Below are 23,701 nucleotides of genomic sequence, written 5' to 3'. Positions count from 1 at the left end.
GTCACACTGGGCATAAAACCGCGCAGGTAGCATAAAAATAAAGCTGAATCGGTTCAGCCGAGCATGCCGGCCAGGCGCCAGGCCAGCGGCATCATCAGTGCCGTCAGCACCCCGGTCAGCGTCATGCCGAGAGAAGCGAAGGCACCGGCGGTGGGGCCCAGCTCGAAGGCGCGCACAGTACCGATGGCGTGGCCGTTGATGCCCAGTGCCAGCCCCAGCAGGCGCTGATCGGTGATCTTCAAGAGCCGGCCGAACAGGCTGACGCAGGCGGTGGCCGCGACGCCGGTGATCAACAATCCCCCCATCAGGATCGGCACGGAGCCGCCCAGGCGCTCGGTGATGCCCATGGCGATGGGAGCGGTCACCGATTTGGGTGCCAGCGAGGCCAGCAGTTCCGGCGGCGCCCCCAGTGCCCAGGCGATCAGCAACGCATAGCAGGCGGCCAGCACCGTCGACACCGGTAGGCAGACCAGCAGCGGCCTCCACAGCGCGCGTATGTGGTGCATCTGCTGGTAGAGCGGTACCGCCAGGGCCACCGTGGCCGGGCCCAGCAACAGCATCAGCCACTGGGCGCCCTGGCGATAGTCGACGTAGGCGATGCCGGCCGCCTTGAGCGTCGCGGCGAGCAGCAACGAGGCCAGCAGTACCGGCGGGCACCAGCCGGGAGAGCCGAGCCGCCGAAACAGCGCCATGCCGGCCAAGTAGGCGCCGATGGACAGGGCGATGGCCAGCATTGGGGTATCGAGGTGATCGACCACGGCGAGGTTCATGAGGTCTTTCCTTGGGCGGTGGTGGTCGCCTCGGAGGGCGTCGCCGGCAGCAGGCGGCGCATCAGCCACAGGGTGCTGGCAACGCTCAGCAGGGTGCCCAGGGTCAGCGCCAGCCCTACGGAGAGCCAGTGCCCCGAGATCTGGTCGAGCACCCAGAACACCCCGACCACGCCGGGCATGATCAGCATCGCCAGCAGCATGATCAGCGGCTGTGCCGCCGCTGCCACGTCTTCGTGCATGCGGCCTCGTAGTACGAAGACACCAGTCAATAGCATCAGTCCGACGACGCCGGGGGACAGCGGCAGTTCACCCAGGCTGACCACCAGGTCGCCGACCAGCCACAGCAGCGAAAGCCATAAAAAGCCTCGTAACACGGACATTGCAATCCTCTTGGGTCATTGTCACTGGCCGGGGCCAGGGGAATTGAGCCATTGTGCCGACTCATGGTGCCTTGGTCAGCAGGGGCTCTCGTTGCAGCGCGTCATCCGCTACCCTGTGTAGACTGACTATTCGCCTACCGCCCGACTGGGTCGGGCATGACAGGGAGATTGATGATGAGTGATATTGCCAGCTGGCTGGGTGCCGAGGCAGAGGACCTTTTGACTCATGAATGTCGCGGTATCGCCAAGGAGCAACTCCACCTGCCGGGATCGGACTTCGTCGACCGGGTGATGATGGACTCCGACCGCTCGCCGGCGGTGCTGCGCAGCATGCAGACGATGTTCAACCATGGCCGTCTGGGGGGCACCGGTTACCTCAGCATCCTGCCGGTGGATCAGGGGATCGAACACTCCGCTGGCGCCTCCTTCGCACCCAACCCGATCTACTTCGATCCGGCCAACATTGTGGAGCTGGCGATCGAGGGCGGCTGCAACGCCGTGGCTTCTACCCTGGGTGGCCTGTCGTCGGTGGCGCGCCGCTATGCCCACCGCATCCCGATGATGCTCAAGTTGAACCACAACGAGACGCTGACCTATCCGGCGATCTACGATCAGACCCTGTTCGCCGAGGTCGACCAGGCCTTCGACATGGGGTGCGTCGCCGTGGGTGCGACCATCTACTTCGGTTCCCCCGAGAGCCGTCGCCAGATCGAAGAGATCAGCGCGGCCTTCGAGCGCGCCCACGAGCTGGGCATGGTGACGGTGCTGTGGGCCTATCTGCGTAACCCGGCCTTCAAGCATGAGGGCACCGACTATCATGTGGCCTCCGACCTCACCAGTCAGGCGGTCCACCTGGCGGCGACGCTCAAGGCGGACATCGTCAAGCAGAAGCTGCCCGAGAACAACGATGGCTATCGCACCATCGGCTTCGGCAACACCCACGAGAAGGTCTACAGCGAGTTGACCAGCGATCACCCGATCGATCTGGCCCGCTATCAGGTGGCCAACGCCTACATGGGCCGTGCCGGGCTGATCAACTCCGGCGGTGCCTCCACCGGAGAAGGCGATCTGACCCAGGCGGTGCGTACCGCGGTGATCAACAAGCGGGCCGGTGGCATGGGCCTGATCTCCGGTCGCAAGGCCTTCCAGAAGCCGATGCGTGACGGGGTAAGCCTGCTCAACGCCATTCAGGACGTCTATCTGGCGCCGGATGTCACCATCGCCTGATCCAAGCCTGCCTCAACAACCGCGCAGGATAGAGGATCAGACCGCCTAGGCCGACCATCAAGGTCGCTAGATACAGCAGGGGCACGGCGTAAGCCGTGCCCCTGCTCGTTTCTGCTGGTCACGCTTTCGGTCGCAACAGGCCGGGCGTGCCGGCCCGCGCTGGACTTAACCCAGCAGCGCCTTGGCGCGTTCCACCAGGTTGTCCACGGTGAAACCGAAGTGCTTGAACAGGTCGCCCGCCGGGGCCGACTCGCCAAAGCTGGACATGCCGATGGTGTCGCCGTCGAGGCCCACGTACTTGCTCCAGTAGTCGCGATGGCCTGCCTCGATGGCCAGACGGGCGCGAACACTGCGCGGCAGGACGGACTCACGGTAGTCGGCGTCCTGGCTGTCGAAGACGTCGGTGGCCGGCATCGATACCACGCGCACCTGCTTGCCTTCGGCTTCCAGGGTTTCGGCGGCCTGCATGGCCAGTGTCACCTCGGAGCCGGTGGCGATCAGGATCAGCTCAGGGGTGCCTTCGCTGTCCTTGAGTACGTAGCCACCACGCTGGATGTTGGCCAGCTGGCTCTTGTTGCGCTCTTGGTGGGGCAGGCCCTGACGGGACAGTACCAGCGCGGTGGGGCCGGCGCTGCGCTTGACCGCGTGGGCCCAGGCGGCAGCGGTCTCGACCGCATCGCAGGGGCGCCAGGTGCACAGGTTCGGGGTGGTACGCAGACTGGTCAGCTGCTCGATCGGCTGGTGGGTCGGGCCGTCCTCGCCCAGACCGATGGAGTCATGGGTGTAGACGAAGATGGCGCGCTGGTTCATCAGCGCCGCCATGCGCACGGCGTTGCGCATGTATTCCATGAAGATCAGGAAGGTGGCGCCGTAGGGCACGAAGCCGCCGTGCAGGGCGATACCGTTCATGATGGCGCCCATGCCGAACTCGCGTACCCCGTAGTGCAGGTAGTTGCCGCCGGCTGCTTCGGCGCTGATGGCCTCGGCACCCTTCCAGAAGGTCAGGTTGGAAGGCGCCAGGTCGGCGCTGCCACCCAGCAGCTCCGGCAGCTGCGGGCCGAGCTCGTTGAGGCAGTTCAGCGAGGCCTTGCGTGAGGCCACGGACTCGCCCTTCTGCTGGGCGGCCTCGACCAGCGCTTCGCTGTTGAGCTCGCTCGGCAATTCACCCTTCTGGCGACGCAGGAATTCGCGGGCCAGCTCCGGGTGCTCCTGCTGGTAGCGCTCGAAGCGAGCCTGCCAGTCAGCCTGGTGCTTCTGGCCACGCTCGCAGGCGTCCCAGCCCTGGTAGATATCCTCGGGGATATGGAAGGGCGCGTGGGGCCAGTCGAGTTGCTTGCGCGCCGCTGCGACTTCCTCTTCGCCGAGTGCCGCGCCGTGGCATTCTTCCTTGCCCTGCTTGTTGGGGGCGCCGAAGCCGATGACGGTCTTGCAGATGATCAGGGTCGGGCGATCCTGCTGGGTGCGGGCCATCTCGATGGCGGCTTTGATCTCCTCGGGCTTGTGCCCGTCCACCGCCGGTACCACGTGCCAGCCGTAGGCTTCGAAGCGCTTGGCGGTATCGTCGGTGAACCAGCCTTCGACCTCGCCGTCGATGGAGATGCCGTTGTCATCGTAGAAGGCGATCAGCTTGCCGAGCTGGTGGGTGCCGGCAAGCGAGGCGACCTCATGGGAGATGCCTTCCATCAGGCAGCCGTCGCCGAGGAAGCAGTAGGTGTAGTGGTCGACGATCTCGTGGCCCGGGCGGTTGAACTGACCCGCCAGGGTGCGCTCTGCCATGGCCATGCCGACGGCGTTGGCCAGGCCCTGGCCGAGGGGGCCGGTGGTGGTCTCGACGCCGGGAGCGTAGCCGTACTCGGGGTGACCTGCGGTCTTGGCGTGGAGCTGGCGGAAGTTCTGCAGTTCTTCCAGACCCAGGTCGTAGCCTGACAGGTGCAGGAGGGAGTACAGCAGCATGGAGCCATGGCCGTTGGACAGCACGAAACGGTCGCGATCGGCCCACTTGGGATCGTCAGGGTTGTGAACGAGGTAGTCGTTCCACAGCACCTCGGCGATATCGGCCATACCCATCGGGGCTCCGGGGTGGCCGGAGTTGGCCTTCTGGACGGCATCCATGGAAAGGGCGCGAATGGCGTTGGCCAGTTCGAAACGGGACGGCATTGAGGGCTCCTCGCCTGGGGCAAAGTGGCAATCTGACGTTGGCCTGCCCGGTGGGGGCGGCGCAGCGGCGTCAAGGATAGGCGCCGCCTGTCGTGCCTGTGGACAACGAGGGCGGGAGGGGCGGCGCGGATCGATCGGGGACATATTGTCGCCGGAAATGACAGATCCATCAAATGCCGGGGACTTGATCCATGCCTGGCAGGGTCTGCCATGGCCCGGCCTGTCGCTAGGAACCGGACGGTCGAGCGTGTAGAATTTCGTCCCGCCAGGTCCACGCGGAATCTGCATAGTGCGATCGTCGATCACGGTCGCTCCCGTTTCCATCTTGCCAGGCCCGCCTGCCGATTATCCTACAGAGGGTCGAGGACGCCATGAGCGAATACTCCCTGTTTACCTCCGAGTCCGTGTCCGAAGGACACCCGGACAAGATTGCCGATCAGATTTCCGATGCCGTGCTCGATGCCCTGATCGCGCGGGACAAGAATGCCCGTGTGGCCTGCGAGACCCTGGTCAAGACCGGTGTCGCCATCGTGGCCGGCGAGATCACCACCTCCGCCTGGGTGGATCTCGAGGAGCTGGTGCGCAAGGTGATCATGGATATCGGCTATACCTCCTCCGACGTCGGTTTCGACGGCGAGACCTGCGGGGTGCTCAACCTGATCGGCAAGCAAAGCGTCGAAATCGCCCAGGGCGTCGATCGCGAAAAGCCCGAGGATCAGGGCGCCGGTGATCAGGGCCTGATGTTCGGCTATGCCACCAACGAAACCGACTCTTACATGCCGGCGCCGATCCACTACAGCCATCGGCTGGTGGAGCGCCAGGCCGAGCTGCGCAAGCGTGGCCTGCTGCCCTGGCTGCGTCCCGATGCCAAGAGCCAGCTGACCTTCCGTTACGACGATGCCGGCAAGCCCTGTGCGGTCGATGCCGTGGTGCTGTCCACTCAGCATGATCCGGACATCGACCAGGAGCAGCTGCGCCAGATGGTCCAGCGCGAGATCATCGAGCAGGTACTGCCGGCGGAGTGGCTGTCCGACAGCACGCGTTATCACATCAACCCGACCGGCAAGTTCGTCATCGGCGGTCCGGTGGGTGACTGTGGCCTGACCGGGCGCAAGATTATCGTCGACACCTACGGCGGCATGGCGCGACATGGTGGTGGCGCCTTCTCCGGCAAGGACCCGTCCAAGGTCGACCGCAGCGCCGCCTACGCCGGCCGCTACGTGGCCAAGAACGTGGTAGCGGCGGGACTGGCCGAGCGTTGCGAGATCCAGGTGTCCTACGCCATCGGTGTCGCCGAGCCGACCTCGGTGTCGATCAACACCTTCGGCACGGGTCGTATCGATGACGAGCGTATCGTCGAGCTGGTGCGCGATCACTTCGACCTGCGCCCCAATGCCATTACTCGCATGCTGGATCTGCTGCATCCCATGTATCAGCTGACCGCAGCCTACGGTCACTTTGGCCGTGAGCCCTTCGAGACCAGCTATAGCTGGACCGATACCGAAGGCGAGATCCACACCGAGACCTTTACCGCCTTCCCGTGGGAGAAGGTCGACCGGGCCGACGCTCTGCGCGCCGCCGCCGGTATCTGATCCCTCTTTGTGGCATCAGCGGCGAGGCGTTCACGCGCCTGCCGACATGACAAGGCCCGCCTGGTTCGCCAGGCGGGCCTTGTCGCATTGTGGCGGCGGGGGGCGTTTGCCGCGAATGTGCGAAGCGACGTTGGCAGAGCGGTCGCAAGTCTTCTGGTGACCTGGCGGTGATTGTGCGTCTTTGCCTACCTCTTTGTCGCCGGGTTATGCGTCAAACGGCGACATCATCTCATTCCTTTTCATATCCGCGCATGCGGGCGGAGAAGCCTTTGGCTCACGGCTAATATTAGATGGAGGCAGGATGCAGATGCCGCTAAGTCGGCAGCGCGGTATCGCATCAGCGCGTCACCATCTGTCAGGCAGCCAGTGATGGTCGTTGGTTCTCGGTAGTCAAAGGTTCGATGTGTCGTCGTCCATCGCCAGATCGTTGTCGAGAAACCGCTGTCGGGAAACCGCTGTTCAAGAACCATCGGCGGCCAAGTGGCCTGAACGGGAAAGTGACGCCCACGTCGCCGGAAAAACGGTTAGAAAGCGGTTGGAAGGCGGCCAGAACGTGAGAATGATCAGCGATAAAAAACGCTGGCGAGCCGCCTGATAGATGTCAGGAAAGAGGCGCTTTCGGCGACAGGCATGTATGGCCTGTGTGAGTTTGACGTCGGTATATATCCATGTCCTTGGCATTTGGGGCGCTGGACAGAAGGCGGTTCGTGGAAGGACATGCCTTGGCCGCGATTGAAGTGTGGTCGGCACGATGGTGTGGTCGGCACGATGGAAAGAGGCCATAGCGCCCGTGACAGGAATACTGGCTGGTGCCCCGGGCGGCACGAAGAAGAGCCAAAGTGCGGGTGAGACCAGATCAGGGACATGAGCGCTGCGCCAAGACGGTAGCAACGACAGGGGGATCAGAAGATGGGCGAAGCAAGGCACCACTATCACTTCTATCAGCGCCATCATCAGGGGCACTTTCAGCGTCTTCACGCGGACCCGACCTGCTCGCGAACCAGGCTGGCGTCACAGCAGGAACTCTGGCGCAAGGAGTTGCCGTCGCGTAAGGGGGCTGGCGATGACGGGACCACCGAGGCTGGATGGCGATACTCCCATGACGTGGTATCGCCGGACGGTGACGATGATTATCTCCAGTATCGTGAGCTATTCATGACCAAGTTGGCGCTGGAGGCTACCGCCGCACTGGCAACGTTCCTGGTGACTGCCGCCGCCATCATGATGATTCTGCTTCAGCACCAGGGACTCTTGACCGCCGTCATCGTCATTGCACTGAGCGTGCCCGCCTTTGTGCTGTCGACGCAGCGCCTTTCGTGCCTGGGGCATGATGCAACGATGTTCGAGAGCGAACCCTTGGGAGATATTCGATTATGAGCATCGGTCAACAGGTGCTGCTCGGCGTCGCTATTACCTCGCCGTTGCTGGTGCTGACATGGTGGTCGGTACGACGTACCGATCGCCATCTGAGAAAGCGTCGCCAGTAGCACCTCAGCATACGGGCTCTCCGTACAGCCGCGCCGTTCAGGTATGCCGTCTGATCACGCCGTTCGAACGTGCCGATCGGTCGAGGCGTTCGGCCGAGGCGTTCGGCCGTCATGTCAGGTCGTGGTCTGCGATGGTGACCTTCGGTCGTGACCAAGGAGGGCCAGATGGCCGGGCGTCTCGTCTCTTGTCAGAGTTTCGTATCTCGTCAGAAAAGCACCACCCTCTCGTCTCTCCATTCCTCAGCCAGCTGGCGATGCCTGCTGTTCGTGGTGTCGCTGGTCCTGCCGTCGTGGGCCAACGCCAGCTGTCCTGACTGGACGGCGAGCACGGCGTCCAGTCGCATCACCGAGTTGACCAGCCACCTGCGGCAGTGGGAGCAGGCCTACCGAAAGGACGGCAGCTCGCCGGTCAGCGATGATGTGTTCGACCAGACCGAACGTCGGTGGCGCGAACTCCAGCGCTGTTTTCCCGAGCTCGAGGTGGCGGACTTCAAGGATAGGGCTTCCGCGCCGACAGCGGATAGTGCCATCCCCTGGCAGCGCCATCCTGTGGCGCATACTGGGCTGCGCAAGGCGCAGGACGCTGCCGAGGTGCAGCGTTGGCTGGTGACTGAAGGTCCAGGCTCGCCGCCTGCGGCACCGGCCGACCGCGCTACCGATGTCTGGATTCAGCCCAAGGTGGATGGTGTGGCGGTCAGTCTTGTCTATCACGGAGGCCGCCTGGCGGGCGTGTACAGTCGTGGGGACGGGCGGACCGGCCAGGACTGGACACGCCATGCCGCGGTCATCCCGTCGATTCCCCAGCGCCTGGCAGGTGATTGGCAGTCGCTTGCCGACGGCGATGGTCTGGTGTTTCAGGGTGAGCTGTATGAGCGCCTTGAAGATCATGTCCAGCAGCGGGATGGCGGGGCAGGGGCACGCTCCCATGTGGCCGGCTGGCTTGCCCGCGATGAGTTGTCCCCTGCGCTGGGCCAGCGTATCGGTCTGTTCGTCTGGTCCTGGCCGATGGGGCCGCGGACGCTTGAGGATCGACTGTCAGGGCTCGAGCGCCTGGGCCTGGGTCAAATATCGCGATACACCCACCCTGTTGAATCCCAGGAGGACGCCGCCGCCTGGCGCGAGCGCTGGTATCGCTCGCCGCTGCCCTTCGCCACCGATGGCGTGGTACTACGGCGTGGGCGCAGGCCGGATGGTACGGTCTGGCAGGCCGAGCCGCCGCACTGGGCACTGGCGTGGAAGTATCCACCGCGAGAGGCCCTGGCGGAGGTAGCCGACATAGCGTTCCGCATTGGTCGCAGCGGTCGCATCACCCCGGTGGCCCGGCTTGTGCCGGTGGAGGTGGATGGACGCAGGCTGAGCCAGGTCAGCCTGGGGAGTCTGTCACGCTGGCGCGAGTGGGACCTGCGGCCCGGCGATCAGGCGATCATCGAGTTGGCCGGGCTGATCATCCCTCAGCTAAAGGGGGTGGCCTGGCGCGCAGCCGAGAGGGTTGACCTCGAGGTTCCCGCGGAATCGGACTTTCACCTGCTGAGTTGCTGGCACCCGACCCCGGGCTGTCGGCAGCAGTTTCTGGCTCGCCTGGCCTGGCTCAGTGATTCATCGGCGCTGGATCTCGACGGTGTCGGGGAAGGCACCTGGAAGGCGCTGGTGGACGCCGGCCTGGTGGCGGGGTTGCTGGACTGGCGGGAACTGTCGCCAGAGCGACTGGCCCAGGCAAGCGGCATCGGCAAGGTCACCGCAGAGCGTCTTGGTGTTGCCCTCTCCGAGACCAGCCATCGCGGCTTCACGCAGTGGCTAAGCGCCCTGGGAGCGCCCTCGGCTGGGGGTATCTCCGAGCACGACTCCTGGCGCACGCTGTCGGCGTTGGACGCAGCCGGCTGGCGCCGCCGCCCCGGCGTCGGTGATGTTGGCGCCAGGCGCTGGCGAGCGTTTCTTTCGCATCCCGAGGTCGACGCCCTGGCGAGGCAACTGGCCGACGCCGGTATTGCTGGCTTCGTCGGGGCCTTCGACGATGACGCGACACGTTCGATTGCCACGCTGGGCTCAGCTAGCCCTTCTCATAGCCTTTCGCATAGCCCTTCGAACCGCTCTCCAGCTAGTCCCTTACACCGCGCACCAGCTTCCCCCTCAGCGACTCGACTGAAAAGTGATGCTGGCGCCCGGCTAGAGATCGACGCAGCGCCCTGGTTGGCGAGTCCGCCATAGTGACTCCTATAGTGAAGGCTGGATAACCAGCAGGAGGCGAGCATGACTCCGACCGAGGCTTCGCAAAGGGCGCAGTGGGCTCAGCGTCAGGATGACTACCGGGTCGCCGATATCGGCCTGGCCGACTGGGGGCGCCGCGAGATTCGCATCGCCGAAAGCGAGATGCCGGCCTTGATGTCCCTCAGGACCCGGTACCGTGAGGTTCAGCCGCTCAAGGGCGCACGTATCGCCGGCTGTATCCACATGACGATTCAGACCGCGGTGTTGATCGAGACCCTGGTCGACCTTGGTGCGAGCGTACGCTGGTCGTCCTGCAATATCTTTTCCACCCAGGACCACGCCGCCGCCGCCATCGCCGCAGCAGGCATCCCTGTATTTGCCTGGAAGGGCGAGAACGAGGACGAGTTCTGGTGGTGTATCGAGCAGACGGTGGATGGCGCCGACGGCTGGACCCCCAATCTGGTGCTGGATGATGGCGGTGACCTGACGCTGCTGTTGCACGAGCGACATCCGGACAAGCTTGACGCCATCCACGGCATCAGTGAAGAGACCACCACCGGTGTCCATCGACTGCTCGAGATGCTCAGGGCAGGCACCTTGAAGGTGCCGGCCATCAACGTCAACGACGCCGTCACCAAGTCGAAGAATGACAACAAGTACGGCTGCCGTCACAGTTTGAATGACGCCATCAAGCGTGGGCTGGATCACCTGCTGGCGGGCAAGCAGGCACTGGTGGTGGGCTATGGGGACGTGGGCAAGGGGTCGGCGGCCTCGCTGCGTCAGGAAGGCATGATCGTGCGCGTCGCCGAGATCGACCCGATCTGTGCCATGCAGGCCTGCATGGACGGTTACGAGGTGGTTTCTCCCTATCGTGGCGGTATCAATCGTGGCGTCGACAGTCTCGATCTCGAACTGCTCGGCAAGACCGACCTGGTGGTGACCTGCACCGGCAATATCGGCGCCTGTGACGCCGCCATGCTGGGCGCTCTCAAGAATGGCGCGGTGGTCTGTAATATCGGCCACTTCGACAGCGAGATCGATACCGCCTACATGCGCAAGCAATGGCTCTGGGAGGAGGTCAAGCCCCAGGTGCACAAGATCTACCGAGACGCCGAGCCGGGGCAGACGTACGATCCCGACAGCCGCAATGTGATCTACCTGCTGGCCGAGGGGCGTCTGGTCAACCTGGGTAACGCCACCGGTCATCCCTCGCGGGTGATGGACGGCTCCTTCGCCAATCAGGTGCTGGCGCAGATGCATCTGTATGCCCGGCGTTTTGCCGAGCTGGGCCCCGACGAACGCGACGGCATGATCGATGTCACGGTGCTGCCACGCCATCTCGACGAGGAGGTGGCACGCTACATGGTGGAGGGCTTTGGCGGCGTGATCACTCAGCTGACCGAGGCTCAGTCGGAGTACGTCGGAGTGCCGGTGGAGGGGCCATACAAGCCAGACCACTATCGTTACTGAGGCTTGGCCTATCAAGAGTGCCTGCGCTCGACCACGTTGACGCACCAGGTTCACTCCAGGCCCAGGCTTTCCGGAAAGGGGGCTGTGCCTGCCCTGCGTGCCTTGGTCAGGGCGGTGCAGGGTGGGGAATCAGGGCTAGGTAGTCAGCCTGGGGCGAGCGTGGGGAATAGCGGGGCAGGGGGCGGCACCGGTCATCGTTTCGTCATGGCCGCGCCATGGCAGTGTCACCGGGGCAGGACAGGCTGGGTGGGCGTCACAGGAGAATGCCCATGGCCACGTCACTGACCGCTCGAACCCTGTTCATTTCCGATCTTCACCTCGGCACCCGGGATTGCCAGGCCGCCTTGCTGTCGCGGCTGCTGCGCCGCGTGCGCCCGGAGCGCCTCTACTTGGTGGGGGATGTGATCGACCTTATCGCCATGCACCGGCGGGCGTCGCTGCCGGCGGAGCAGCAGCGCCTGGTGGGGCGTCTCTTGCGCCTGGCCAAGGGCGGTTGCGAGATCATCTATATTCCCGGCAACCACGACGCGGCCTTGCGTCAGCTGTGTGGCATCCGTATGCACCGGGTGCGCATCGAGCGCCGGGCGATCCACGAGACCGCCGATGGTCGCCGTCTGCTGGTGAGCCACGGCGACGAGTTCGATACCCATGTGCGCCTGGCCCCCTGGCTGATGGCGCTGGGTGATGGCATGCATCAGTTTGTGCTGTCGCTCAATCGCTGGTGCAACAAGGCGCGCAGCCTGCTGGGCCTGCCTTACTGGTCGCTGGCGGCGGCGGTCAAGGGGCGCATCGGCGCGGCCCAGCGCTATGTCGAACAGTTCGAGCAGGCGGCCATCCACCAGGCGGCCCGGGAAGGACTCGATGGCTACGTCGGCGGGCATATCCACAAGGCCGGATTTCGTGCCCAGGACGGCGTGCTCTACTGCAACGACGGCGACTGGGTGGAGCACTGCACGGCGCTGATCGAGCGTCCCGACGGCAGCCTGGCGCTGATCGACTGGGAAGGGCAGGTGATCGAGGCCGAGCCTTCGATGCCCCGCGCCTGCCCCGAGGGCGCCCTGGCGGGGGCCTGAGGAGCGCTTTTGAGCCTTCCTTCACCACTTCGATTTGTCTAACGGGCGGGGCGCTGGCCTTCGCCAGCGTTCTGCTGGCCACCCGCAATTTCTTCTTCAGCCGCGGGTCATTGACCGTGCCTGCCATGTGGCGTCGTCTGCGGCGTAAAAATAAGTTGTTGAACTCATGCTGCCAGCGGCCATGCTGCAAGACGAGCGCGACGCGCGCACACGTCGGCGTATATATCGGCAAGGGCCGGCGGTTTATCGTCTGGTAACCAGGAGGTTGGCATGGCAAGCGTACATATCGTGGGTCCCGCGTTCTCGAACTTCGTGCGCAGCGTGGTGCTGGTGTGTCACGAGAAGGGCATCGAGCACAGTGTCGGGATGGAGGTCGAAGGACGTCGGGTCGAGCTGCATTCACCGGAGTTCAAGGCGCTCAATCCCTTCGACAAGATTCCCGTGCTGATTCACGGCGAACGCCGTCTGTACGAGAGCGTTGCCATCTGCCGCTACCTGGAGGGCGCCTTCGATGGGCCCGACCTGCTACCCAGGGATGACTGGACGCGGGCTCAGGTGGACCAGTGGTGTGCTGCGCTGGCCACCCAGGCCGACCAGGCCATCGTGCGGCGCTACCTGCTGGAACTGGTCTTTCCCAAGGGGCCCAATGGCGAGGTGAGGGAAGACCGGGTACGCGAGGCGGCCCCGGAGGTGGCACGGATACTGACCATCCTGGAACACCAGTTGGCGGGGAGAGACTTTCTCGTCGGTGATGGCTTCACCCTGGCCGATGCCCTGGCGGCGCCGATGCTCGACTATCTGGAGGCCACGCCGCCCGCCGCCTCGCTGATGGAGGCGGCGCCAAATGTCCGAGCCTACGTGGAGCGTCTGAGATCGCGGCCTTCCGGCAAGGCGGTATTGGTAGCGCCCGTGTTTCCCCGCTAGTCACTCTCGGCGCTAGCGACTTTCGCCTTTCAGCTTCACTGCACCAGTCCAAGCATCCCGCTCAGGTACAGCGGAATCACCAGCGGCGCGGCCAGGGTGGTGATCAACACCGCCAGGGCGCCCTTCTCGGGCGCGATGCCGAGTTCCATGGCCACCACCACCACGTTGGCGGCCATGGGCACCACCCCGATCAACAGCAGCGCCAACGCCATGTCCTGTGACAGCCCGGTGGTGGCCTTGAGCAGCAGGACGGCGCCCAGCATCAGCAGTGGCCACAGGGCATAACGCACCGCCACGCAGGCGCCGATAAAGCGCCCATCCAGCGAGCGCACGGAAACACGACCCAGGGTCATGCCGATGATCATCATGCCGAGCAGGGTGTAGGTCGCTGGAAACACCGACATGGCATCGGTCACCGCCGCTGGCACCGTCATGCCGACTCCTTCCACCAAAAGCGCCGCCAGAAAGGCGTAGATCAGCGGCAGCCTGGCGATCTTGAGCAGGCTGTCACGCACCGTAAAGCGGCCGCGGGCGCTTAGATAGAAGCCGACGGTGAACTCGTAAAGGGTGACGCCGAGTGCACAGAACAGGTACAGGGTGACGCCGGAGGGGGGCAGCAACACCAGCGCCACCGGCAAACCGAAGTAGCCGGTGTTGCCGGTACCGGCAGAAAACGCCAGCACCGAGCCTTCCTCATCCCCCAGCCAGCGCTTGCCCAGCCGATTGATGAACACGGCCACCAGGCTTGCGATCACGAACAGGGCGGCGGTCAAGGCGAGGTAGACCGGCGTCGGACCGCCCAGTACCAGCGCGCGGAAGAAGGTCAGCGGAGCGATCAGGTAGATCAGCAGGGTGGCGATGGGACGAGGGTCGACCTTGAGCCGCCTGGCGGACAGGACGCCGAGGGCGACGAAGGCGAGCAGGGTCCACAGGGGGCCCATCAGCGAGGTCGGGTCGACGGCCATGTTCATCATCCTTGGGTGCCAGGCCCCGTATCATGCCGTCTGGGCGCGCCGGTGTCAGCCCGGGCCGGCTGCCGAGGTCATTTTTTAGAACAGATGGTTATGAGTCTCACCTTTCTTATATGAAGAGAATTGAAGTTTACCCGCGAAACTTTCATTGGTCGGGGTGAGGCCGAGTCGTCACAATGGCACCCATCACCTTTACGGCCGCCGATTTGCGGTAGCCTGACACGCTTCACGAGGACCCCGAGATGAGCGCACAAGAGCACCCGCTGGGCATCAGCTTCGAATTCTTCCCCCCGAATACCGACGCCGGGCGGGAGAAGCTGATGCGCAACCGGGACCTCTTGGCCGAGCGCAACCCGCGGTTCTTTTCCGTCACCTACGGTGCCGGCGGTTCCACCCAGAATCGCACCATTACCACCGTCAATGCGGTGCGCGAGTGCGGCATCACCACCGCGCCGCACCTGTCCTGCGTCGGCAGCGAGAAGGCCCAGCTGCGCGAGCTGCTGACCGACTACAAGGCCCAGGGCATCAATAGCCTGGTGGCCCTGCGCGGTGACCTGCCTTCCGGCATGGGCGGCATCGGCGAGCTGCGCTACGCCAACGAGCTGGTGGAGTTCATCCGCGAGGAGACCGGTGATCACTTCGAGATTGCGGTGGCGGCCTACCCGGAGTCTCACCCCCAGGCGGCGAGCTTCGAGTCGGATCTGCAGAACTTTGCCCGCAAGATGAATGCCGGTGCCAATCTGGCGATCACCCAGTACTTCTTCACCGCCGACGCCTACTTCCACTTCGTCGAGCGGGCTCGCCAGCTTGGCGTGGAAGCACCGATCATCCCCGGCATCATGCCGATCACCAACTACTCCAAGCTGGCGCGCTTCTCCGACGCCTGCGGTGCCGAGATCCCGCGCTGGATTCGCAAGCAGCTCGAGGCGTACGGTGATGACAGCGCCGCCATCGCCGACTTCGGCGAAGAGGTGATCTCGCGCCTGGCCCAGCGCCTGCTCGACGGCGGCGCCCCGGGACTGCACTTCTACACCCTCAACCAGGCCGAGCCGACGCTGAAGATCGTCGACAACATCACCGGCCGCTCATGACACCAACAACAACGCTGGACGGGTCGCGCTAGCCAGTCGCGACCACAACAACAAGAACGTCGGCCCCGCCCTGTGCGGGGCCGACGTCGTTCTGGGGGAGGGTAGAAAAACGAAGAAGCCTGGCCGTTGGGGGCAGGCCAACGGCGGGCGGCCGTCGTCATGGGGGAGCCCCAGGCACGAAAAAGCCCCGCCATGGGGCGGGGCCAGAGGGCGGGGCTCAAGGTGCGGGGTTAAAGGGGGGCGGGTTCAGCCTGCGGTGGCGCTGCGGGTACCGCCGCCGCTGGCGCGCTGCATCACGAACAGACCGATGGCGATGGCCAGTCCTGCCAGGTCGGTGACGATGCCGCCGTAGATCAGGCACAGGGCGCCGATCAGCATCACCAGCCGCTGCCAGGCCTTCACCGGTCCGAAGAACCAGGCCTGGACGGTGGCCGCCAGCAGCACGATGCCGATGGTGGCGGTGGTGCCGACCCGCAGGATCTGGGGCCAGTCGCCTTCCATCAGCATGGCCGGGCTGTAGAAGAACATGAACGGCACGATAAAGGCTGCCAGACCGATCTTGAACGAGGCCACCGAGGTGCCCATGGCGTTGTCGCCGGAGATACCCGCCGCCGCGTAGGAGGCCAGCGCCACCGGCGGAGTGATCGCCGAGACCACCGCGAAGTAGAACACGAAGAAGTGCGCCACCAGCGGCTGGATGCCGATGTCGATCAGGCCCGGGGCGACCACCGATGCTGCCACCGCGTAGGCGGCGGTGGTGGGCATGCCCATGCCCAAGAGGATCGAGATGCACATGGCGAAGAACAGCGCCAGCAGCTGGCTGACACCGGCCAGGCCCAGCAGCAGCGACGAGAAGCGCGCGCCGACGCCGGTCAGGGCGATGACGCCGACGATCAGGCCGGCGCAGGCACATACCGCGATGATCTGGATCGACATGGTGCCGGCCAGGCTGAGGGCCCGCAGGATGGAACGAATGCCCATCTTGTGGGGTGACAGCCAGCTCACCACCGCGGCGGAGGCGGTCGCCAGCGTGCCTGCGCGGATCACCGAGTAGCCCATGAACAGCGCTGTGATCAGGATGATGATCGGGGCGAACAGGTAGACCTGCTTGATCAGCTTGGAGAACTGCGGAATCTCTTCCTTGCGCATGCCGCGCATGCCCTTGCGGGCCGCCTCGAAGTCGACCATGAAGTAGACAGAGGCGAAGTACAGGATCGCCGGGATCAGCGCGGCCACCGCGATCTCGGTATAAGGAATACCGGTGATCTCGGCCATGATGAAGGCGCCGGCACCCATGATCGGCGGCATGATCTGGCCACCGGTGGAGGCGGCCGCCTCGATGGCGCCTGCGCTTCTGGCCGGATAGCCGACCTTCTTCATCAGCGGGATGGTGAGCGAGCCGGTGGACACCACGTTACCTGCGCTGGTGCCGTTGATCATGCCCATAAGGCCGGAGGCGAAGATCGAGACCTTGGCGGGGCCGCCACGGGCGCGACCGGCGCCGGCGAAGGCGAAGTTGACGAAGTAGTCACCGACCTTGGAGGCCTGCAGGAAGGCCGCGAAGATGATGAACAGGATGATATAGGTGGAGGACACCGCCGTGGTCGGGCCGAGGATGCCGGCGTCGGTGTAGACCTGGCTGAAGAAGCGCCCCAGCGACAGCCCCGGATAGCCGAGGAAGCCCGGCAGCCAGGGGCCCATGAAGACGTAGGCCAGGAAGATGGCGGAGATCACCACCAGCGCCAGACCGGCGACGCGGCGGGTCAGCTCTAGGATCAGCAGCGAGCCGGAGATGGCGGCCCAGCTGATGCCCATGGGCGCGAAGGAGGTGCCGGTGGAGGCGCGCAGCGGACTGTTGAAGACCACCAGCAGGTAGCCGGCCACGGCGGCGGCGCAGACCATCAACACGACGTCGGCCAGCAGCAATTGGTGGCGGGCCTGACGGGGAAACCAGGAAAGCGCAATGGCGCCGACGGTGGCGAGGATCAGCGGGGCGCCGTAGTGCCAGTTTTCGATGGCCGGCTCGATGCGCATGGCGCCGCCGGCCATGGTCTGCTGCATCAGCACCACCTGGATCAGGGCGTAGCCTGCGGGCAGCAGCAACGCCAGGGCGATCACGCTGGCCCAGCGCGGCGCACCGTCCTGGCCGTCCTCGACGAAGCGCGAGCCGGTGTAGAGGCCGAAGCCGAGGATCAGCGCGCCGGCGATATGGATGATGCGGAACGACCAGGTCTCGATGGGGTAGATATTGAGCGAGACCAGGTGAAAGACGGTGTAGGCCACGGCGAGTACGCCGAACAGCCACCACTTGCCGCCCTGGAAGACACGGCGATTGGGTTCGACGGCTTCGTCGTCGACGCCCGAGGCGACGATGGGTTCGACCGAAGCGTCGGTCGCATCCTCGTCGCGGGGAGAATCTGGGGTGTGGGTCATGGAGCGATACCTTGAGAAACGGACGACCGGCCGGGTGCCCGCCCGCGGACTGGCCGCGGGCGGGTGATCCTGATTACTGCTTGATCATGGACGGATCGATCTCGTAGCCGTTTTCCTCGTACCAGCGCGCGGCGCCGGGGTGGAACGGCAGCACGGTGTTGTACTGAATGTTCTCGGGAATGGTGGTCGCGGCACTGCGGTGCACGTCGAGCATCTTGTCGTTGTTTTCCATGGTCAGCTTGGTGACCTCGTAGACGAAGTCTTCGGGCAGGTCACAGCCGGCGATGGCGAAGTTCCACATGGACACCGCACGGGCGTCTTCCTCGAGGGTGGTGTAGGTGCTGGCCGGGATCTGGAAGGCCGAGACCGGGAACTTGTCGAGGACCTGCTGCTGCTCTTCCTCGGTGAATTCGACGATGTTGACGTCGGTCTGCACCTCGAGCTGGCTGACCGCGGGGATCGGAATGCCGGCGGCGAAGGCGATCACGTCGAGCAGGCCGTCCTGCAGCTGCCCGCCGAGGTCAGACCAGCCGCCGTTGCGGCGATCGAAGTTGACGCCCAGCTCTTCGAGGATGGCCGGGAAGTAGGTGTCGGAGGTGGAGGCTGCCGGGCCGAAGCCGATACGAGCGCCGTCGGGAATCTCGGAGATCGAGGTGATGCCGCTGTCAGACAGGGCGGTGATGGAGAACGGCGTCTCGTACATCGGGAACATGGCGCAGACGTTGTCCATCTTCACGCCGGGGGCCAGCGGGCTCTTGCCGTTCACCGCGTCGGAGGCGGGACCCATGGTGGTCAGGCCGAAGGCCACGTCGCCGCCGTGCACCAGCGCCAGGTTCTGGGTCGGGCCACCGGTGACTTCGCCGCCGCCGGACAGACCGAGCTGGTCGGCGACCAGGTTGGCCCAGCCGGAGCCGTAGACGAAGTAGGTGCCGCCCTGGCTCGCGGTGCCCACGGTGAAGCTTTCGGGCCAGTCTTCACGGTCTGCCTGGGCGGCAGCGGACACCAGCAGGGTGCCGGCGAAGGTGGTGGCGAGGACGCCGGTGAGGAGCCGGGTAGAGGTGCTCATGCAATGTCTCCCAATGCGATGGACGTTGTGGTTATCGTGCTGCGGTCTCAAGCCTAGACGCCAAGACCGAGCCTGACCGGACGTCGGTCAACGCAAGAGGTATCGCAAGGGGTGTGCCCGACCCAAGAATTTATCTGTAAATCAGTTGGTTATAAAAGGCGCTTTAGACATTGGTCGAAAATGTCGACAAGGCCTTTGTCCGAAGTTTCGCACGTTTGCCGAATTAGAGTGTGCGGATATCCGCACACCCTTGAGCGCGAAAGCGTCGCGTGCTGAATCAGTGGCGTTTGCCGGGGTCGAGAATGCGAACCGGCTGGATCTCTTCAGTGGCGGGGGCTTCGGACTCCCGGTTGACCCGGGTGGCGAGCTCCTCGACCACGTCGTCCTCGATCGGTAGCTGTTCGAAGAAGTCGCAGCTGACGCACTCACGGTAGCGCACGCCGTTCTGCTCCCAGGCGCGGATCCGGTCCATGGCGGCGCAGCGGGGGCAGACGACGCCGGCAATAAAGCGTTTCTTGACGGTCATGTCGGTCTCCATAAATGGCAACGCCCCTGCTGGCGGCGGGGGCGTCGACGAGACGGATGGTCAGGCGGCGCGGATGCCGCTGTGGCGCAGCAGCGGTTCGATGCTCGGCTCGCGGCCGCGGAAGGCCTTGAACAGCTCGGCGGCGTCTCTGGCACCGCCCTGCTCGAGGATCTCGCGGCGGAAGCGAGCGCCGGTTTCGGCGTCGAAGGTGCCGGCCTCCTCGAAGGCACTCCAGGCGTCGGCGGACAGCACCTCGGCCCACTTGTAGCTGTAGTAGCCCGCCGCATAGCCACCGGCGAAGATGTGGCCGAAGCTGTTCTGGAAGCGGTTGAATTCGACCCGCGGTACCACCGAGACCTTGGCGCGGACATCGTCCAGCAGCGCCTGGATGTCGGCGGCAGACGGCGCGGCCGGCTCCAGATGCAGGCGGAAGTCGAACAGCGACAGCTCGACCTGGCGCAGCATGCCCATGGCGGACTGGAAGTTCTTGGCCGCGGTGAGCTTGTCGAACAGCTCGTCGGGCAGCGGCTCGCCGGTGTCGACGTGGCCGGAGATCAGATCCAGCCCTTCACGCTCCCAGCAGAAGTTCTCCATGAACTGGCTCGGCAATTCCACCGCGTCCCAGGCCACCCCGTTGATGCCCGAGACGTCGGCCACCTCCTGGCGGGTGAGCATATGGTGCAGGCCGTGGCCGAACTCGTGGAACAGGGTGGTGACCTCGTCGTGGGTCAACAGCGCCGGCTTGTCGCCCACCGGGCGGGTGAAGTTGCAGGTCAGGTAGGCCACCGGCAGCTGCAGCTCGACGCCATGAAGACGACGCACCCGGCACTCGTCCATCCAGGCGCCGCCGCGCTTGCCTTCCCGGGCGTAGAGATCAAGATAGAAGCCGGCGATGGGCTGGCCGTTCTCGAGCACCCGGTAGAAGCTGACGTCCTCGTGGTAGCTGGGGGCGTCGGGATCCTGCTCGACCTGCACGCCGTAGAGGCGCTCGACCACGCTGAACAGCCCGGCGACCGCCTTGGGCGCAGGGAAGTAGGGGCGCAGCTGCTCCTGGGAGATGGCGTAGCGGGCCTCGCGCAGTTTCTCGCTGGCGTAGCCCACATCCCAGGGGGCGAGTTCCTCGAGCCCCAGCTCGTCACGGGCAAAGGCCTCGAGCTCGCTGAACTCCTGCTGGCCCTGGGGCAGGGCCCGTCTGGCCAGGTCGTCTAGGAAGCCGATGACCTCGCTGGGGCTGTCGGCCATCTTGGTCGCCAGCGAGTAGTCGGCGTAGCTGGAGAAGCCCAGCAGCTCGGCCATCTCGCGGCGCAGCGCCAGGGTCTCTTCCATGATCGGGGCGTTGTCGTACTCGCCTGCGTTGGGGCCCTTCTCGGAGGCCCGGGTGACGAAGGCGGTGTAGACCTCACGGCGCAGTTCGCGGTCTTCGGCGTAGCTCAGCACCGGGAAGAAGCTGGGGAAGTCCAGGGTGATGCGATAGCCCTTGTTGCCCTTGGCCTCGGCGTTGGCCGCCAGGGTGTCCAGGGCGCTCTGGGGCAGGCCGGCCAGACGGCTGTCATCGTCGAGTTCCAGCGCCCAGGCCTGGGTCGCGTCAAGCAGCTGGTTGGAGAAGGTGCTCGACAGACTCGACAGGCGCGTGCGGATTTCCGCCGAGCGCTGTTTCTTGTCTGCCGGCAGGTCGACGCCGGCCAGGCGGAAGTCACGCAGGGCGTTGTCCACCGAGCGCTGGCGAGCCTCGTCGAGCTCGGCGAAGGCCGGGCTGTCCTTGAGCGCCTGCCAGGCGCGGAACAGGCCTTCGTGCTGGCCGATCCAGGTGCTGTAGGCGGAGAGCTTCTCGAGGCAGCCGTCGTGGGCCTCGCGCAGCTCCGGTGTGCTCATGGTCGAGTTGAGGTGCGATACCGGCGACCAGGCCTGGGCCAGGCGATCGCTCATCTCTTCCAGCGGCGCCGCCAGGCTGTCCCAGCTGGGGGTGTCGCGCTCGGCTTCGGCCACCAGCTTCTCGACGCCTTCGCGCAGCTCCTCGAGCAGTGCTTCCACCGCAGGGGCGACGTGCTCCGGGCGAATTTCGCCGAAGGGCGGCAGGGTGTGGCGTTCTAGTAGCGGATTGCGGGACATGGGCACCTCTCGGGAATTCGACAATGGTTCAGTAAATGCGGGCGACTGCCGGCGGTTTCAATGTGCTAGTCTTGCGGCCTTCGTTTTTCTCGATCTGGACACCGAAAGACCATGAACCAAACGCTGGAACGCTGGAGTTCGCGCCGCGCCTTTATCCTGGCCGTGACCGGGGCCGCCGTCGGTCTTGGCAATATCTGGCGCTTCCCCTACATCACCGGGGAGAACGGGGGCGCCGCCTTCCTGCTGCTCTATGTAGGCTTCGTGGTGGTGCTGGGCCTGCCGGTGATGATGGCAGAGATCATGATCGGCCGGGCCGGTCGGCGCAGCCCGATGCAGTCGCTCGCTGAGCTTGCGCGTCAGCGCGGCACCTCGAGCCACTGGAAGTGGCTGGGGCTGTTCGGCGCCTTTACGGTGTTCTGTATCCTGTCGTTTTACTCGGTGGTGTCCGGCTGGTCCATCGACTTTATGGTCAAGGCCTTCAGCGGAGGCTTCGCTGGCCAGAGCGCGCCGCAAATCGGCGCAGGCTTCGACGCCTTCCTGGCTGACCCGCTGCGGATGACGCTCAACCATACGCTGTTTCTGGTGATGACCATGGTGGTGGTCGCCGCCGGCGTGGCCAAGGGCTTGGAGCGCCTCAATAACCTGCTGATGCCGGCGCTCTACCTGCTGCTGATCGTGCTGGCCGGCCACGCCGTGACCATGGACGGCTTCGGTCCGGCCATGGCCTGGCTGTTCACCCCGGATTTCTCGGCGCTGACGCCGATGGTGCTGGTGCACGCCATGGGACATGCCTTCTTCACCCTGGCGGTGGGGGCCTGCGCGCTGATGGCCTACGGCGCCTATATGCCCGACCACCAGAGCCTGCCTGGCGCCGCCGGCGCGGTGGCGGTACTTGATGTGCTGGTGGCGCTGCTGGCCGGTATTGCGATCTTCTCGGTGGTGTTCACCCAGGGCATGGATCCGGGGGAGGGTCCAGGACTGGTATTCGTGACCCTGCCGGTGGCCTTCGCCGAGCTGCCCGGTGGTCCCTTCTGGCTGGGACTTTTCTTCCTGCTGCTGCTGCTGGCGACCTGGACTTCATCGATCAACCTGGCCGAACCGATGGTCTCGACCCTGGTGGGCTGGGGGCTGTCGCGGCGCATGGCCGCCCTGGTGGTGGGCCTGTGCGTATGGCTGGTGGGGCTGTTGTGCGTGCTGTCGTTCTCGAGTCTGAGCGATGTCCAGCTGATCGGCGAGATGAACTTCTTCGGCGTGGTCAGCACCATCCCGCCGGAGATATTCCTGCCGCTGGGCGGTCTGTTGATCGCCATCTTTGCCGCCTGGGTGATGCCTGAACAGGAAGCGCTGCGGGCGCTGGATGCGGGGCCCAATGGCTTTCGCGTGTGGCGCGCCGTGGTACGCTGGGTATCGATTCCGCTGGTACTGGTGGTGCTGTTCAGCGGTCTGCTGTAGTGCCGCGACCGACCGGCGCACAACCTTCAGGAGAGACAGCGATGGCAGACAGGGTGGCAACGGAAGCGCACGATGGTGCGCCGGGTTATCCGGTGATCCGTTCCTGGCAGGGCGTAAGCCCCAGGCTGGGCACGCGGGTCTATATCGACCCCCAGTGCATGGTATTGGGTGACGTGGAGTTGGGAGACGACTGTTCGGTGTGGCCGATGGCGGTGATTCGCGGTGACATGCACCGGATTCGCATCGGCTCGCGCACCAGCGTGCAGGACGGCAGCGTGCTGCACATCACCCACGCCAGCGACTTCAATCAAGGCGGCTGGCCGCTGACCATCGGCGATGAAGTCACCATCGGCCACAAGGCGGTGCTGCATGGCTGTACCCTGGGCAATCGGATCCTGGTCGGCATGGGCGCCATCGTCATGGACGGGGCAGTGGTCGAGGACGAGGTGATCATCGCCGCCGGTGCGGTGGTGCCCCCCGGCAAGCGCCTGGAAAGCGGCCACGTCTACGCCGGCAACCCGGCCAAGGCGCTGCGCCCGCTGAAGGATTCAGAGCGCGCCTTCTTCCCCTACACCGCAGGCAACTACGTCAAGCTCAAGGATCAGTACCTGGCCTCGGCCCAGGGCTGACGACAGAGCCGCAGTGGTGAAGAACACGGATCTGCCCGCGCAGGTCCGTGTTTTTTTATCCAGTATGTTTCCAACCAATTGTTTCTATTGAACTGCCGGGCGATAATCTGGTCATTTATCCAGTATATGCCTTTTCGAG

The 23,701-nt window shown here is 64.9% G+C and carries 18 protein-coding genes; 10 read left to right on the top strand and 8 right to left on the bottom strand.

The features are described from left to right. Positions 1 to 53: 53 nt before the first annotated feature. Together NFH97_RS07045 and NFH97_RS07040 are read right to left on the bottom strand one after the other, a co-directional pair. Positions 54 to 770 (bottom strand): LrgB family protein, encoded by a 717-nt coding sequence (locus NFH97_RS07045; RefSeq protein WP_045992246.1) that lies wholly within the window; start codon positions 768 to 770, stop codon positions 54 to 56. Then, positions 767 to 1,150, bottom strand: coding sequence for a CidA/LrgA family protein (locus NFH97_RS07040; RefSeq protein ID WP_349624600.1), 384 nt, complete (start codon positions 1,148 to 1,150; stop codon positions 767 to 769). The genes NFH97_RS07045 and NFH97_RS07040 overlap by 4 nt, the downstream gene beginning before the upstream one ends. 174 nt (positions 1,151 to 1,324) lie before the next feature. Between NFH97_RS07040 and NFH97_RS07035 the strand changes: the two genes are divergently transcribed. Then, positions 1,325 to 2,377, top strand: coding sequence for a class I fructose-bisphosphate aldolase (locus NFH97_RS07035; RefSeq protein WP_045992244.1), 1,053 nt, complete (start codon positions 1,325 to 1,327; stop codon positions 2,375 to 2,377). 165 nt (positions 2,378 to 2,542) lie between these two features. Here the strand turns inward: NFH97_RS07035 and tkt are convergent, their stop codons facing one another. Next, positions 2,543 to 4,534: a transketolase gene (gene tkt, locus NFH97_RS07030; protein WP_045992243.1), complete on the bottom strand. Its 1,992-nt coding sequence runs from the start codon at positions 4,532 to 4,534 to the stop codon at positions 2,543 to 2,545. 371 nt (positions 4,535 to 4,905) lie between these two features. Here tkt and metK point away from each other — a divergent pair, with 371 nt between their 5' ends. The 6 genes from metK (at position 4,906) to NFH97_RS07000 (ending at position 13,285) form a co-directional block, all read left to right on the top strand. After that, complete coding sequence (gene metK / locus NFH97_RS07025; protein WP_045992242.1) at positions 4,906 to 6,126, top strand: methionine adenosyltransferase; 1,221 nt, start codon at positions 4,906 to 4,908, stop codon at positions 6,124 to 6,126. A gap of 909 nt (positions 6,127 to 7,035) precedes the next feature. Then, positions 7,036 to 7,503, top strand: coding sequence for a hypothetical protein (locus NFH97_RS07020; protein WP_349624599.1), 468 nt, complete (start codon positions 7,036 to 7,038; stop codon positions 7,501 to 7,503). A 275-nt stretch (positions 7,504 to 7,778) separates the two neighbouring features. Next, entirely contained in the window at positions 7,779 to 9,818 is a 2,040-nt protein-coding gene (gene ligB / locus NFH97_RS07015) for an NAD-dependent DNA ligase LigB (protein WP_349624598.1), read from the top strand. A gap of 42 nt (positions 9,819 to 9,860) precedes the next feature. After that, positions 9,861 to 11,288, top strand: coding sequence for an adenosylhomocysteinase (gene ahcY / locus NFH97_RS07010; protein ID WP_349624597.1), 1,428 nt, complete (start codon positions 9,861 to 9,863; stop codon positions 11,286 to 11,288). A gap of 269 nt (positions 11,289 to 11,557) precedes the next feature. Beyond that, on the top strand, positions 11,558 to 12,361 hold the full coding sequence (locus NFH97_RS07005; protein WP_045992239.1) for a UDP-2,3-diacylglucosamine diphosphatase: 804 nt from the start codon (positions 11,558 to 11,560) through the stop codon (positions 12,359 to 12,361). Between the two features lie 270 nt (positions 12,362 to 12,631). Further along, on the top strand, positions 12,632 to 13,285 hold the full coding sequence (locus NFH97_RS07000) for a glutathione S-transferase family protein (protein WP_213227314.1): 654 nt from the start codon (positions 12,632 to 12,634) through the stop codon (positions 13,283 to 13,285). Between the two features lie 35 nt (positions 13,286 to 13,320). Here NFH97_RS07000 and NFH97_RS06995 read toward each other — a convergent pair whose 3' ends face one another. Next, positions 13,321 to 14,250 (bottom strand): AEC family transporter, encoded by a 930-nt coding sequence (locus NFH97_RS06995; protein ID WP_349624596.1) that lies wholly within the window; start codon positions 14,248 to 14,250, stop codon positions 13,321 to 13,323. Positions 14,251 to 14,498: 248 nt separating this feature from the next. Here NFH97_RS06995 and metF point away from each other — a divergent pair, with 248 nt between their 5' ends. After that, entirely contained in the window at positions 14,499 to 15,347 is an 849-nt protein-coding gene (gene metF / locus NFH97_RS06990; RefSeq protein WP_108131758.1) for a methylenetetrahydrofolate reductase [NAD(P)H], read from the top strand. A gap of 246 nt (positions 15,348 to 15,593) precedes the next feature. On the opposite strand, the gene NFH97_RS06985 is transcribed toward metF, so the two are convergent. From NFH97_RS06985 to prlC, 4 genes are all read right to left on the bottom strand, one after another. Then, positions 15,594 to 17,780 carry a TRAP transporter permease gene (locus NFH97_RS06985; protein WP_124805095.1) on the bottom strand — a complete coding sequence of 729 codons (2,187 nt, stop codon included), beginning with the start codon at positions 17,778 to 17,780 and terminating at the stop codon, positions 15,594 to 15,596. A 73-nt stretch (positions 17,781 to 17,853) separates the two neighbouring features. Next, positions 17,854 to 18,846, bottom strand: a complete 993-nt coding sequence (locus NFH97_RS06980; RefSeq protein WP_045992233.1) for a TAXI family TRAP transporter solute-binding subunit — start codon at positions 18,844 to 18,846, stop codon at positions 17,854 to 17,856. 277 nt (positions 18,847 to 19,123) lie between these two features. Then, entirely contained in the window at positions 19,124 to 19,372 is a 249-nt protein-coding gene (locus NFH97_RS06975; RefSeq protein ID WP_108449991.1) for a YheV family putative zinc ribbon protein, read from the bottom strand. 60 nt (positions 19,373 to 19,432) lie between these two features. Next, positions 19,433 to 21,481, bottom strand: a complete 2,049-nt coding sequence (gene prlC / locus NFH97_RS06970; protein ID WP_287163495.1) for an oligopeptidase A — start codon at positions 21,479 to 21,481, stop codon at positions 19,433 to 19,435. A 111-nt stretch (positions 21,482 to 21,592) separates the two neighbouring features. Between prlC and NFH97_RS06965 the strand changes: the two genes are divergently transcribed. Together NFH97_RS06965 and NFH97_RS06960 are read left to right on the top strand one after the other, a co-directional pair. After that, complete coding sequence (locus NFH97_RS06965) at positions 21,593 to 22,933, top strand: sodium-dependent transporter (protein ID WP_287163492.1); 1,341 nt, start codon at positions 21,593 to 21,595, stop codon at positions 22,931 to 22,933. Between the two features lie 41 nt (positions 22,934 to 22,974). After that, entirely contained in the window at positions 22,975 to 23,562 is a 588-nt protein-coding gene (locus NFH97_RS06960; protein WP_287163491.1) for a gamma carbonic anhydrase family protein, read from the top strand. Positions 23,563 to 23,701: the final 139 nt, after the last annotated feature.

Origin of the sequence: Halomonas sp. SCS19 (genome assembly GCF_040147015.1) — a bacterium.
In the GTDB taxonomy this organism is placed as follows: Bacteria; Pseudomonadota; Gammaproteobacteria; order Pseudomonadales; family Halomonadaceae; genus Halomonas; species Halomonas litopenaei.
This window is presented reverse-complemented; position numbering and strand designations above follow the sequence as displayed.